This window comes from Sulfitobacter sp. TCYB15 (genome assembly GCF_040435955.1).
In the GTDB taxonomy this organism is placed as follows: domain Bacteria; phylum Pseudomonadota; class Alphaproteobacteria; order Rhodobacterales; family Rhodobacteraceae; genus Sulfitobacter; species Sulfitobacter pontiacus.
On record NZ_CP159193.1, the window covers coordinates 1,032,319 to 1,045,061 of the forward strand.

Consider the following 12,743-nt stretch of genomic DNA (forward strand, 5'->3'; position numbering starts at 1 on the left):
GATCTGTGGGCTATGCCTGTGACCTTATCAGATTTCGAAGCCTCCGCCCACGCGACCCTTGCCGCTGATGTGTTTGCCTACCTTGAAGGCGGCGCAGAAGGGGAGCTGTCGCTGCGCCAGAACCGCGCCAGCTTTGGCCGGATAGGATTGTTGCCGCGCCTGTTGGCTGACTGTGCAGGCGGCCACACGCGCACAACGATATTGGGGCAGCCCGCGGCGCATCCGATCATGGTCGCGCCGATGGCGTTTCAACGGCTGTTCCACTCGGAAGGGGAAACTGCGACTGCAATGGCCGCTGCCGCGCAGGAGGCGGTGATGGTGGTCAGCTGCCAGACCAGCACCGCGCCCGAAGACATCGCCGCTATCCCCGGCCGACGCTGGTTCCAGCTTTATATGCAGGCGGATCACGATAGCACGATGACATTGGTCAACCGCGCGGTGGACTGCGGGGCAGAGGCGCTGGTGGTGACGCTTGACGCCCCGATCAACGGCCTGCGCGACCGCGAGGTTGCCGCGGGCTTTGCGCTGCCGGATGGCGTGCGCCCCGTGATGCTGGACCCGCTGCCGCAGCCGCCGCGACCGCAGTTGCAAGACGGGCAGAGCGTTGTGTTCGACGGGATGATGGTCTTTGCCCCCACATGGGCAGACCTGACACGGCTGATTGCGGACAGCCCCGTTCCGGTGATCATCAAAGGCTGTCTGCGTGCCGCGGATGCGCGGCGGTTCGTCGATGCCGGTGTTGCGGGGATCATCGTTTCAAACCACGGAGGCAGGGTGCTGGATACCGTTCCGGCCCCCGTCACGCAATTGGCCGCCGTGGTGCAGGCGGTGGGGCAGGATGTGCCGGTCTATCTGGATGGCGGAATCCGGCGCGGGAGCGATGTGTTCAAGGCGCTGGCACTTGGGGCTGAAGCTGTGCTGGTCGGTCGCCCCGTGATGCACGGGTTGATCGTCGACGGGGCACGCGGGGCCAGTCAGGTGTTGCGTCGCTTGAGGGACGAGCTGGAAGTGACGATGGCCCTATGCGGCTGCGCAACAGTCGCAGACATCACCCCCGATATGATCACAGCCTTCGGCGGCGACCCGATCAGCGAAAGCGATAGCTGATCGGGATTGCCAGATTGAACGGGCCGGCACCCATGGCTGAGGGCGGGCGCGGCAGTGTTTGTAGCCGGTCAAAGATATCCAGCGCCGCCTGATCCAACACTGGCCAGCCGGAAGATTTGGACACCTCGCGCGCTTTGATCTGACCGTATTGATCCAGCGTGAAGGCCATGGTTGTGGTCCCCTCGGCGCGGGCCTCGCGGGCGCGGCGGGGATAGTCCTTGGCGGCGTTCAACGCCAGAACCAGCGATTTTTGCCAATCCGTGATCTCTGCCCGTTCGGCATCTGTCAGGCCCTGTTCCTTGGCCGCGCTTTGGTCCTGTTCGTCCTGACCCGCGCTTGCCTTGGGGGCGGCAGCCGTGCTTTGCGCGGCGTTCTCGTTTTCGGTCTCTTCCTGCAACTCGGTCGGCGTTTCGGTCGCCTCCTTGTCTGTGTCGACTTCCTGATCGGGATTGGCGATCTTGAACTGCAGTTCGGGGTCGTCCGGCGTGCGCGGTATCTGTGCCAGCAGCGGATCGTTTGACGCTTTGGCTTCCTCGCGTTCGGCCGGGCTTTCGAGCGTGGCTTGGCTATCCTCGGCGGGTGGCCCGTCGGGGAGGTCGGTTTCAGGCGCGGCCATGATCATCTCGACCTCGGCCAGATCGATCAGCTCGCGGCCCTGAATGCCCGCTTCTTCCGGTGGCTCGTAGGCCGCAGCCTGTGTCAGCCAAAGTGCGACCAGCGCGCCATGCACGCCGATACTCAGCCCGGCCCCCAGCATCAAGCCGGCACCATATCGCGGGGCGTAGGCAAAGCTCATTCTGCGGCGTCCTGCGCAGCGGGGGCAGGCGAAGCGGTTGCCACGTCACCTGCTGCCGAAGGGGCGGCCCCGCCCTCGTCCTCAAGCCCGACGAGGCCGATCTTCAGATAGCCTTCGCTGCGCATGCGGTTCATCACGGCCATCACCTCGCCATAGGGAACCGAACGATCGGCGTTTATATAGATGCGCGTGCCCAGATCCAGACGGGTCAGGATGCCAAGCCGCATGTTCAGATCCCCCAAGGATACCTCTTCTTCGCCCACGCTCAGGCTGAGGTCCTGATGGATGGTGACAAAGACCGGATCATCGGGGCGCGGCGCGGGTTTGCCGGTGGCGACCGGCAGCTCTACGTTGACGTCCACGGTAGACAGCGGGGCCGCCACCATAAAGATGATCAGCAGCACCAGCATCACGTCGATAAACGGTGTGATGTTGATATCCGCATTGGGGGCAAGATCGTCGCCGCCGTCAGAAAGTCGCACGCCCATCGGGGTTACTCCGCTGCCAGTTTGGTGGCGATATCAGGGGTGGTATGGGGCACGTCAGCGGTACGCTCTGCACGGTCCAGATCACGCGACAGACAGCGTTCCACCAGCGCCGCGGCATCCCCCACACGCGCGCGGTAGCCGGTGACGACGCGAGTGATGTGGTTATAAAGCAGCACGGCGGGGATCGCGGCGACCAGACCGATGGCGGTGGCCAGCAGCGCTTCGGCGATACCGGGGGCAACGACGGTCAGGCTGGTGCTGCCGCTTTCAGCGATGCCGATAAAGCTGTTCATGATGCCCCAGACCGTGCCGAAAAGCCCGATGAACGGTGCCGTCGACCCGATGGAGCCCAAGATCATCGCACCAGACTGCATCGAGCGCGCGGCCCCCGCCTCAATCCGCGAAAGCTCGGAGGCGACGCGTTCCTTGATACCCGCCTTGTTCAACCCGTCAGAGATGTCGATCTCGGCCAAAGCGGCGCGGATCATGGCGCGCATGGGGCCGGAAAAGGATTTCGCCTGCGCGCCTTTGACGGCCCCCGCCTTGGCAAGCTTGCGGTAGGACCGGCGCAGCCGTGCGTTGGCCCAGCAAACCTGCAGGATCTTGCCCGCCCATACGGCCCAACCCAGAACCGAGGCGATGGCCAGCCCGAACATCACCGCCTTCACGACGATATCGGCCCCCATGAACATCGCCAGCGGCGAATGGCCACCCTGTTGCGCGGCCACGCGCATCGGCTCGGACAGGGCAGGGCCGATCCATTGGTCAGCCCATGTGATCAGCGCGATATTGACCGACGCGGTGTCGGCTGCGGCCAGTTGCGGCGTCGCGACAAGGACGGCCGCCAGAAGGATGCTTGGAAATTTCATATCAGGTCTCTGCCCATTGTCGGATGAGGTTGTGGTAGATGCCGGTCAGGCGCACAGCGGTCGGGTCGTTCAGACCCGCGCTGGCCGACAGCTCTTGGATGGATTGATCCAGATCGAAGAGAATCTCGCGCTGGCCGCCGTCGCGGATCATCGACTGCACCCAGAAGAAGGACGCAACGCGCGCACCACGGGTGACAGGCGTGACCTGATGCAGCGAGGTTGACGGATAAAGCACGCAGTGCCCCGCCGGCAGTTTGACCGACTGGGTGCCGTAGTTGTCTTCGATGACCAGCTCGCCACCGTCATAGTCGTCGGGATCATTCAGGAACAGCGTGCACGACAGGTCGGTCCGCAGGCGCTGGCCGGTTTGCGGGTTCACGCGGATGGCGTTGTCGACATGCACGCCGAAGGTTTCCGCCTCTTTGTAGCGGTTGAACATCGGGGGCAGGATATGCAGCGGGAGGGCAGCGGAAACCCACGTGGGGTTGCCCATCAACCGCTGGAGCACCAGCGTCTGCAGATCAGGCAGAACAGGGCTGTCGAGGGGAATTTGCTGATTGCGCTTGGTTTGCGCCGATTGCGCGCCGGCGGTGTTGCGGCCGTCGTCCCATTGGGCCGTGTCGATCACGGATCGGATATGGGCAACTTCCTGCGGTGACAGGATATTTTCGACGCAAAGCAACATGGTGTATCCTTTCGAGGGGATCGGCTGGCGGCGCGGGTCTGCGCCGCCAGCCTTGGTGTGTGGTTTAGAACTTCATGCTGACAGAGATGGACGCAGAGCGACCCGGTGCCACATAGACGAACGGCGTGCCGGAGCGGTACAGCGCGTCATAGTAGGTTTCGTCCAGCACGTTATCGATGCGGAAGTTGACCGAGGCATCATCCGTGATGTGGTAATCCGCCATCAGGTCAAAGCGCCAGTAGCTGGGCAGCTCGTTGCCGTTGGTCGCCGCGAATGTGCCGCCCTGAACGCTGCCGCGCCAAGTGGCTTGGCCGCCAAAGCTCCACTGGTCGTTATAGTTGTAACGGGCCAGTACGTTGAACTGTTCGTGCGCGATATTCGCGAACTCTTCGCCAACGTTGTCGGGGTTGCTGCTTTTCAGCACTTCGCTGTCCATCAGGGTCGCACCGCCGAACAGGCTCAGCTTTTCGGTGATGTTACCGCCAAAGCCCAGTTCGATCCCGCGGACGCGGTATTCGCCGGTCGCGGTGGTCACAACAGGTGCGCCGCGGCCGCCTGTGCTTTCACGGGCATTGTCCTTGGTGGTTTGGAACAGCGCAGCGGTGGCGGTCAGATTGCCGAACTGCCATTTGGTGCCCAGTTCGATCGCGGTGTTTTCTTCAGGCTCCAGCAGCAGGTTCGAGGAATCGATCCCGTTGTAGCTGCCGCCGCCTGCGTCCAGTTCATCCCCGACAGGATTGGTTGAGGTGGCATAGGACAGGTAGATCGACCCGTTGTCGCGGGGTTTCCAGACAACACCGGCATTCCAGTTGAACATGGTGTCATCGCGCGACAGCGTATCGGCACCGGCCTCCGTGGTGGTCCGGCTGACGCTGTAGTCATCCAGACGGGCACCAAGGTTCAACTGCCACTGCGGATTAAAGGTGATCGTGTCGTTCAGATACAGCGACCGTGTGGTGACATCGGTCAGCGTCGCATCGGCGCTGCGGACAGGTGTCGCTGTGGAACATCCGCTGACATCGGGGTTGTAGATCGCGACGGAGCACCCTTCGAGACGGTCCTCGGCAGTGCCGCCGCCCACTTCGGAGGATAGGCCGACATAGCCGCGCTGGCTGATTTCTTCACGCGACAGCGCAAAGCCCGCAATCATGTCATGGCGCGCCGACCCGGTGTTGAAGCCAAAGGAAAGCTCGCTGGTGTTCGACGCCACCTCGTTGACCTGATACCGGCTTTTGGGAGAGGCCGTCAGCGTCCAGTTCTGCGGGTCGGCATCCGAGGTGTCAGGGCGTTCAGGCGCCGACACGATATAGTCGTTCTCGGTCCGGCTGAGACGGGAGCGGTTGGTGAATGTCATGCCCGGTGTGATTTCAAAGGTCGCGCCGAAGGTGGCAACGCTTTGTGTCGCATCGTGGAAATCGCGGTCTGGGTTGCCGTAGAAGGTGTCTCGGTCCAGCGTCGGACGGCCTGCAGCGGATTCGGTGAAGGGCACGCCGTTGGTGCCATCCCATGGCACACCCCAGTCCGGCATCTGTTTCATCTGCAGCTGGTAGGCTTCGAAATCCAGTGTCAGACGGTCGGTCGCTTCGTATTCGGCAGCGATGGACAGACCCAGACGGTCGTCTTTGCTCCCGTCGCGGCCGGCAACGTCGCTGACTTGGGCGACGGCACCGATGCGGGTCTTGAAGCGGTCGTTCCAGACCTTGTTCCAGTCGACTTCCTGACGCGCCAGATCGGCGGTGCCAAAGGTCGTGGTGGTTTTGACAAAGTCCGTATCCTGCGCCTTTTTGGTCACCAGATTGACCGCGCCGCCGGTGGTCGAGCGCCCACCGATGGAGCCCGACGGGCCTTTGGTGATCTCGACCTGTTCGGCCATGAATGTTTCGCGCACGGCAACACCGGAATCACGCACGCCGTCGATGAAGACGTCGTTGGAGGACCGGAAGCCGCGGATGAACAGAACGTCGCCGAATGCGTTGCCGCCTTCGCCGGTGCCCAATGTGATGCCGGGGGTGGTGCGGGCGAGCTCACGCACCGATGTCGCGTTCTTGTCGCGCAGCACTTCCTGGGTAACTGCGGTAACGGTGCGCGGTGTATCGACCAGCGGTTGCGTCAGCAGCGAGTTGCCCGATTGAACGGCCTGATATCCGGCTTCGGGGTTGGCGTAGGGCGACAGACCGTTCTCGCCAGCGACGGGCGCGGCGGGGGCGGCAGCAACGGGGGCCTCGGCCACGACGGGTGCAGGGGCGGGTGCCGGTGTCGCGCGGGGGGCAGGGGCCGCCGTGGCGCGTTTCTTGGCGGGTTGTGGCTTGGGCTTGGCGGCCTGCGGCTCGGAGGTTTCAACCTCGATGCCGGGAAGCAGCAGCGGCTCGTCGCTGGATTGCGCATAAAGTGCTGCAGGAGACGTCGCGCCGATGGCGGCGGCCGTCATCATGCCGATGCTGCGGCTGGCCGTGTGGCCACGCAAGCTGTGTGGTGTTTTCGTCTGAGTCATATCGCCCTCGTCATTGCCCATTCGGGCTGTTTTTAGGGGGCTGGTCTGGACGATTGGCTACCTATTCACGGGCGGGTTACTAAGGCTGATAAAAACAATCAAGTATTAAACTTCGGCAACCTTACAAAAATTTCAATGGGTTGTAGCGTTGCACATAGGGCGTCGATCGGGCGCGAGAAGCGCCCGTTAATGCAGCGTCGGTGCTGCTTCCATTTGCGCGACCTCGCTTGGTGCGCTCAGGCGCATCCGTTTGAGCGCCAGCCCGAAATCCGCAGCAAGCGATGCCACCAGCGGGGCCATATCGGCGCGAACCAGCAGGGTCGCGATCAGCATCGCGTCTTCGCGCTGTCCGTCCGTGGCTGTCGCGATGAAGTTCGCAAAGCAGGATTCGTCCGATCCCAGACATTTGCACGTGACCGAATGGCGCATCAAAGGCCGCCGCCCGAACCGTGCACAAAGCGAGCATAGCTGTTCAAACGTAGCGAGCGCCTTGCTCCCGTTGGTGTGGCCGAGGACGCTGGCAAAATCACTGCTGACTTTTTCCTGTGCATCAGGCCCGTCACACCACATCCGCAAATAGATGACCGACGCGGCCTGAAGGCTGTCCAGCTCTGTGATGAACCCTACCGGGGCACCGCCGGGGTGCTGATGTGCGTCATTCATTTGGTCAGGATCAGTTTGCCAGCGCGTGTGATTCGCAGGGTGTAGGTCTGGGTATCCAGCACGATTTGGGCCAGATCTCCGCCTTCGGTCAGGTCGCGGGCAGAGTAGGTCGGCAGCGCGTTCATCGGGGCTTGGGTCTTTGGGGGGGCATGAAATGTCATAGGGCTGCTCTATCAATGGTCATGGAAAAGGAACGTTGCACACGGCACCGATCATCAGGCAGCCCTGCGGCTTGGTCCTGACGGTGAACGGCAATCTGCGTTCTGGGGAATGGTCTCATCGTGGGACTCCTCACATCATATGTGTCGGGCGTCCCCGTGATCGCATGCGGGGTGGCTAGACGTTTCCACAAACCTGATCGAAATTATAGGGTATGTCAATCCGACAGTTTTTGTCGGAATAATTTGCGCGCATTTTTGTTTGTCTGTGTCGTGCAAAAGAATACCCCCCGCAGCACGGGGCGGCGGGGGGTATAAGGCGCTTTTACCGGCAAAGCACAAACGTCGGTTAGGGTTGCGTTATTGCGTCTTCATCTCGGCGCGCAGGCCGCGGAAGATTGCGTAGCACAGGAACAGCAGCACCACAGTAAAGGGCAATCCGGTTGAGATAACCATCGACTGAAGCGACTTGAGCCCGCCTGCAGACAGCAGCAGCACAATCGCTACGGCACCTTCGAAGATGCACCAGAACACGCGCTGTGGCGCAGGTGCATCGACCTTGCCGCCTGCCGTGATCGTATCGATCACCAGCGAGCCGGAGTCAGACGAGGTCACGAAGAACACGATGACCAATACGATACCGATCAGCGATGTGATCCCGGCGAGCGGAAGCGCATCCAGCATGGCGAACAGCTGGCGTGGCAGCTCGGCTTCTTGCGCGGCGGTGTAGCCGTCGCTGATCACCTGATCGATTGCCATGCCACCAAAGACGCTCATCCACAGGACGCAAACGAGGCTCGGGATCAGCAGAACGCAGGTCAGGAACTCGCGGACCGAACGGCCACGGCTGACGCGGGCGATGAACATGCCGACGAAAGGCGACCAGCTGATCCACCATGCCCAGTAGAACGATGTCCAGCCCTGCATAAAGTTGACGTCTTCACGGCCGATCGGATTGGACAGACCGGGCAGATATTCCACATAGGCCAGCAGCGATGACCCGAAGGTCGACAGGATCGCCAGCGTCGGTCCGACCAGCAGCACGAAGGCCAGCAGCAAAAACGCCAGACCCATGTTGATCTCTGACAGGACTTTGACGCCGCCATCAAGGCCGCGCAGCACGGATACGGTCGCAATCGCGGTGATGCCGGTGATCAGCAGAACCTGAGTTGTGGGGCCAACCGCCACACCAAAGAGCTCGTTCAAGCCCGCGTTGGCTTGGGTGGCACCCAGACCAAGCGATGTCGCCAGACCAAAGAGCGTTGCAAATACGGCGAGAATGTCGATCACGTGACCGGGCCAGCCCCAGACGCGTTCCCCCAGGATCGGGTAAAAGGCAGAGCGGATGGTCAGGGGAAGACCCTTGTTATAGCTGAACAGCGCCAGCGCCAGCCCAACAACGGCATAGATCGCCCAAGGGTGCAGGCCCCAGTGGTAGATCGTGGCCGCCATACCCAGACGCACCGCTTCGGCCTGATCGCCCGCGGCCGCGCCCAAAGGTGCCCAATCGGTGCGCAGGCCGTCTTCGCCAACAGCAGTGCCACCCATGGAGCTCGAGAAATGCGATAGCGGTTCAGAGACGCCATAGAACATCAGACCGATGCCCATGCCCGCCGCGAACAGCATCGAGAACCATCCAAGGTAGGTGTAGTCGGGGCTTGCTTCGGCCCCGCCAAGACGCACACGGCCCAAAGGCGTGACGATCAGGAACAGGCAGAACAGCACAAAGATGTTGCCGGCAGAGATAAAGAACCAGTCAAAGCCCTTTGTCACCGACGAAAACAGCCATGTGAACAGCGCGCCAGACTGTTCGGGCAGCGCGAGTGTATAGAATACAAAGGCAACAATACACACACCCGAGATCGCGAAGACCGGGTTGTGAATGTCGAAGCCGAAGGGCCCCACGCTGCCTTCTTTGTTGTCTTGGCCGATCTCGTAATCCGTGTCGATTACGGCAGCGGCCCCGTCGGGTGTCGGGATACCCGGCGACGTTTCATCTGTCATTAGATGCTCTCCATTTTATGTATTTGCGACTAATCATAGCGCAACTCCGACAAAACGACCACCGCTGCGCGGGAATTAAGTAAATGAATATCATGGCTTAGCCCCCGGATGCGGGCTTGACGCCCCGTTTGCGGGTCGCGGGCTATGCGTTTTTTCCGTGGTTTACCGCGAATCCCCTCTTTGGATTCGGGTGAAACACCGGGGCGGATCCGCGTGCCACACTGCCCAAGCCCGTCTGAACGGAGGGGGCAACCGCACCGCGGGATAGCGCCCTATCCCAAAAGATATGCCGTCCTATCCGTCCATGGCCCCGACCCACCTGCTTGCGCAAATGAAAGCGCGGGCGTCTGCGGTCACCATGGTCCCATGACAAATTTTTTCATCATGGGGGATGATATGAAAGTTACTTGCACACTACCAATTATCGCAACCGCGGCACTTCTGGCCGCTACCACTGTCAGCGCCGAAGGGTTCAGCCTGTCCGGTGCGCGCTCTGCCATGCAAAGCGACATCTCGTTCAACGTCATGCAATCCGCAGGGCAGGGCCAGATCAAGCTGCGCCATAAGACCCAGCCCAAAGCGCAGGTCCGGTCCAAAACCGTGAGCAGCCGCAGCCGGTCTTTCCAAGAGCTCAGCGGGGTCAGCACTGCCGCGGACCTCAAAAGCCTCATCGCTTGGGCCGAGGCGGGCCCAAAGGGTTATGACGCCGTGCAATACGGGGCCAAACGGCTGCCGCCACAGCGTCCGACGCAAATGACCATCGGCGAGATCTACCGCTGGATCGACCGCACGCCGGGCCAACCGCATGCCATCGGTCGATACCAGTTCATTCCATCCACGCTGCGCAGTCTGGTGCGACAGGCGGGCCTGAGCAAGAATGACCGCTTTACCTCGGCGGTTCAGGACGGGCTGGCGGATATCCTTTTGGTCGACGCGGGGTTTAACGCCTTCAAGAAAGGCAAGATCAGCCGCCACCGCTTTATGGAAAACCTTGCACGTATCTGGGCCGGTTTCCCGACCTCTAACGGGCGATCCTATTATCACGGCTATGCAGGCAACAAGGCCGTCATCTCGTGGAACGAGTTCGACGCCGTAATGAAGAAGATTTTCGCAACCAAACGCGGTTGACCCCCGCGTTAGGGCTTGTTCCGGGCGGACAGCCGTGGCCCAATGTCCGGGTCTGGTGTCCGCCTCGCGGAAGAATCGGGAAGCTGGTGAAACTCCGGCACGTGCCCAACGCTGTAATGGGGATGGTTTGCGCATAGGCCACTGGACTATTCCGGGAAGGCGCGCGGACCAGACGACCCTAAGTCAGAAGACCGGCCAGACAGTACAGCTTGCCCCGCATGGACAGCGGGATTGGCGCATAAACGTATTGTTGGGGACTGAACAATGCCGATACCCTCTGCGCTGGCACCCGCCGCGCCTTTTTCAGATGCTGAACGCGACGCCGTCTACAAGGCGATCTTCACCCGCCGCGATGTACGTGATCAGTTTTTACCCGATCCAGTGGCCGAGGACGTGTTGCACCGCATACTGACCGCCGCGCATCACGCACCGTCAGTCGGGTTGTCACAGCCGTGGAATTTCATCGTCATCCGCGATCAGGCCGCACGCGATCAGGTCTGGCAAGCCTTCAACCGCGCCAACGAGGAAGCCGCGCAGATGTTCGAGGGCGACCGCCAGACAAGCTACAGGTCGCTGAAGCTCGAAGGTATCCGCAAGGCACCGGTCAATATCTGCGTGACCTGTGACCGCAGCCGTGGCGGTAAGGTCGTGCTGGGGCGCACCCATAATCAAAGCATGGATCTTTATAGCACCGTCTGCGCGATCCAGAACCTCTGGCTTGCCGCCCGCGCCGAGGGCATCGGGATGGGCTGGGTCAGCGTGTTCCGCGATGCCGATCTGCGTGACCTGCTGAAGATCCCCGACCGGATAGAGATCGTCGGCTACCTCTGTCTGGGTCACGTGGACGAGCTTTACCAGACGCCCGAACTTGAGGTGAAAGGCTGGAGCAAGCGGCTCCCCGTGGACGAGATGATCTTTGACGGTACGTGGCAGGGCGACCTGTAGTCACTGCCCGTCCCGCTCACCTTGTCATCTCCCGCAGTACGGGTAATTTGCGCGGTCAGCGGAACTATGCCGGTTCCCTGACGTTGCCTTTGTGAAGCCAGTGCATCCCGCGTCTGGCACGCAAAGAGGAAGTATTCAAAATGGGCGGTATCATTTATCTCGTTGGTCTTGTGGTCGTGGTTATGGCGGTGCTGTCGCTGGTCGGCTTGGCGTAATCAAACGCCGGGGAGGCATTTACATGAACACGACACTCACTGAAAAAACTGCCGATGGATCCTATGTCGACTGGCCCGCAATTTTCGCGGGCACCGTTGTCGCTGTGGCAATCGGCCTTTTGCTGACCACCTTCGGCGCGGCACTTGGCCTGTCGTCGATCACGCTGGACGGAACCGACAATTCATCGACGCTTGAACTGGTTGTGACCGCGCTGTGGATGGTGATCACGCTGGTCGCCTCCTATCTGGCCGGTGGTTATATCGCGGGCCGCATGCGCCGCCGCGTCGAAAGCGCTACGGATGATGAAGTCACTTCACGTGACGGGATCAACGGTCTGGTTGTTTGGGGCCTCGGCTCTGTGATCACCGCCGTGATGCTATCCAGCGCGCTGAGCTTTGCAGCCAATACCGCGGGCAATGTTGCTGCGGGTGCAGGCAAAGCAGCTGGTACGGTCGTCGAAGCTGCGGGCTCTGCCGTGGGAGGTGCTGCCTCCGGACTGGCCGATGCGGCGGGTGCTGCAATCCCGGATGAGGCCAAGAATGATCCGACCGATTACCTGTCGAACCAGCTTTTGCGCCCCAATCAGGTCGACCCGTTGACAGCCGATCCCGAGCAATTGGCAGAGCAGACCGCCAGCATCGTCGCGAATATCTACCGCACGGGTGAGGTGAGCGAGGAAGACCGGACCTATCTTGCCGGCGCTGTTGCCGCACGCACCGATCTGACCCAAGCTCAGGCGAAAGAGCGTGTGGACCAGATCGTGACCCAAGCGCAGGAAGCGCGTCAGGAAGTCGAAGACGCTGTAGCCGCTGCCAAGGCCGAGGCTGAACAGGCCGCAGCAGAGGCGAAAGAAGCAGCGGTTGAAGCTGCGCAAACCGCGCGTAACGCCGGTATCCTGACCGCCTTTGTGCTGGCCGCCGCGTCGCTGATTGCCGGTGTGGCATCCTTTGCAGGGTCGGTCCACGGGGGCCGCCACCGCGATCAGGGCCGTCTGTTTGCCGGTCTGACATATCGCGGCTAAATTGCTTCACGTGAAAATCAAAACCCCGGCGGCGCAAGTGGTCGGGGTTTTCTTATGCCATCGTGATTCGGGATGTTTCGGGGCAGGGGGCGCTGCGACGACTTCAGGCGCATCCATGGCACATGCCAAAACCGCAACGCCAGATAAATAAGGCATCAGGGCAAAGCGATAT

The 12,743-nt window shown here is 61.5% G+C and carries 12 protein-coding genes and 1 riboswitch; of the genes, 4 read left to right on the plus strand and 8 right to left on the minus strand.

Annotated elements, in window-relative coordinates; all coding sequences use genetic code 11:
• Positions 1-12 precede the first annotated feature (12 nt).
• Positions 13-1,107, plus strand: coding sequence for an alpha-hydroxy acid oxidase (locus ABM428_RS04980; protein WP_132997048.1), 1,095 nt, complete (start codon positions 13-15; stop codon positions 1,105-1,107).
• Here ABM428_RS04980 and ABM428_RS04985 read toward each other — a convergent pair.
• The 8 genes from ABM428_RS04985 to ABM428_RS05020 all read right to left on the minus strand — a co-directional run bounded on the left by ABM428_RS04985 (position 1,088) and on the right by ABM428_RS05020 (position 9,261).
• A complete protein-coding gene (locus ABM428_RS04985; protein WP_132997047.1) occupies positions 1,088-1,903 on the minus strand; it encodes an energy transducer TonB in 816 nt (271 codons plus the stop codon). The genes ABM428_RS04980 and ABM428_RS04985 overlap by 20 nt on opposite strands.
• Positions 1,900-2,391, minus strand: coding sequence for a TonB system transport protein ExbD (gene exbD, locus ABM428_RS04990; protein ID WP_037943520.1), 492 nt, complete (start codon positions 2,389-2,391; stop codon positions 1,900-1,902). Before exbD ends, ABM428_RS04985 begins: the two co-directional genes overlap by 4 nt.
• 5 nt (positions 2,392-2,396) lie before the next feature.
• On the minus strand, positions 2,397-3,260 hold the full coding sequence (gene exbB / locus ABM428_RS04995) for a tonB-system energizer ExbB (protein WP_132997046.1): 864 nt from the start codon (positions 3,258-3,260) through the stop codon (positions 2,397-2,399).
• 1 nt (position 3,261) lies between these two features.
• On the minus strand, positions 3,262-3,945 hold the full coding sequence (locus ABM428_RS05000; protein ID WP_132997045.1) for a Fe2+-dependent dioxygenase: 684 nt from the start codon (positions 3,943-3,945) through the stop codon (positions 3,262-3,264).
• A 64-nt stretch (positions 3,946-4,009) separates the two neighbouring features.
• Positions 4,010-6,436 (minus strand): TonB-dependent siderophore receptor, encoded by a 2,427-nt coding sequence (locus tag ABM428_RS05005; protein WP_353628225.1) that lies wholly within the window; start codon positions 6,434-6,436, stop codon positions 4,010-4,012.
• Positions 6,437-6,622: 186 nt separating this feature from the next.
• Positions 6,623-7,099: a hypothetical protein gene (locus tag ABM428_RS05010; RefSeq protein ID WP_005851872.1), complete on the minus strand. Its 477-nt coding sequence runs from the start codon at positions 7,097-7,099 to the stop codon at positions 6,623-6,625.
• Positions 7,096-7,260 (minus strand): hemin uptake protein HemP, encoded by a 165-nt coding sequence (gene hemP, locus ABM428_RS05015; protein ID WP_009826214.1) that lies wholly within the window; start codon positions 7,258-7,260, stop codon positions 7,096-7,098. Before hemP ends, ABM428_RS05010 begins: the two co-directional genes overlap by 4 nt.
• Positions 7,261-7,617: 357 nt before the next feature.
• Positions 7,618-9,261, minus strand: coding sequence for a BCCT family transporter (locus tag ABM428_RS05020; protein WP_037963554.1), 1,644 nt, complete (start codon positions 9,259-9,261; stop codon positions 7,618-7,620).
• A 366-nt stretch (positions 9,262-9,627) separates the two neighbouring features.
• Here ABM428_RS05020 and ABM428_RS05025 point away from each other — a divergent pair, with 366 nt between their 5' ends.
• The 3 genes from ABM428_RS05025 (at position 9,628) to ABM428_RS05035 (ending at position 12,571) form a co-directional block, all read left to right on the plus strand.
• The gene (locus tag ABM428_RS05025) at positions 9,628-10,389 is read left to right on the plus strand and encodes a hypothetical protein (RefSeq protein ID WP_132997043.1); all 762 of its coding nucleotides are present in this window, start codon (positions 9,628-9,630) and stop codon (positions 10,387-10,389) included.
• Between the two features lie 36 nt (positions 10,390-10,425).
• Positions 10,426-10,604: riboswitch (cobalamin riboswitch) on the plus strand.
• 49 nt (positions 10,605-10,653) lie between these two features.
• Positions 10,654-11,334 (plus strand): 5,6-dimethylbenzimidazole synthase, encoded by a 681-nt coding sequence (bluB, locus tag ABM428_RS05030; RefSeq protein WP_353628226.1) that lies wholly within the window; start codon positions 10,654-10,656, stop codon positions 11,332-11,334.
• 238 nt (positions 11,335-11,572) lie between these two features.
• Complete coding sequence (locus tag ABM428_RS05035; RefSeq protein WP_353628227.1) at positions 11,573-12,571, plus strand: hypothetical protein; 999 nt, start codon at positions 11,573-11,575, stop codon at positions 12,569-12,571.
• Positions 12,572-12,743: the final 172 nt, after the last annotated feature.

Bases quoted from the DNA above. Each gene is read 5' to 3' on its own strand.
- ABM428_RS04980 (WP_132997048.1), top strand. From the start codon at position 13: ATGCCTGTGACCTTATCAGATTTCGAAGCCTCCGCCCACGCGACCCTT.
- ABM428_RS04985 (WP_132997047.1), bottom strand. From the start codon at position 1,903: ATGAGCTTTGCCTACGCCCCGCGATATGGTGCCGGCTTGATGCTGGGG.
- exbD (WP_037943520.1), bottom strand. From the start codon at position 2,391: ATGGGCGTGCGACTTTCTGACGGCGGCGACGATCTTGCCCCCAATGCG.
- exbB (WP_132997046.1), bottom strand. From the start codon at position 3,260: ATGAAATTTCCAAGCATCCTTCTGGCGGCCGTCCTTGTCGCGACGCCG.
- ABM428_RS05000 (WP_132997045.1), bottom strand. From the start codon at position 3,945: ATGTTGCTTTGCGTCGAAAATATCCTGTCACCGCAGGAAGTTGCCCAT.
- ABM428_RS05005 (WP_353628225.1), bottom strand. From the start codon at position 6,436: ATGACTCAGACGAAAACACCACACAGCTTGCGTGGCCACACGGCCAGC.
- ABM428_RS05010 (WP_005851872.1), bottom strand. From the start codon at position 7,099: ATGAATGACGCACATCAGCACCCCGGCGGTGCCCCGGTAGGGTTCATC.
- hemP (WP_009826214.1), bottom strand. From the start codon at position 7,260: ATGACATTTCATGCCCCCCCAAAGACCCAAGCCCCGATGAACGCGCTG.
- ABM428_RS05020 (WP_037963554.1), bottom strand. From the start codon at position 9,261: ATGACAGATGAAACGTCGCCGGGTATCCCGACACCCGACGGGGCCGCT.
- ABM428_RS05025 (WP_132997043.1), top strand. From the start codon at position 9,628: ATGACAAATTTTTTCATCATGGGGGATGATATGAAAGTTACTTGCACA.
- bluB (WP_353628226.1), top strand. From the start codon at position 10,654: ATGCCGATACCCTCTGCGCTGGCACCCGCCGCGCCTTTTTCAGATGCT.
- ABM428_RS05035 (WP_353628227.1), top strand. From the start codon at position 11,573: ATGAACACGACACTCACTGAAAAAACTGCCGATGGATCCTATGTCGAC.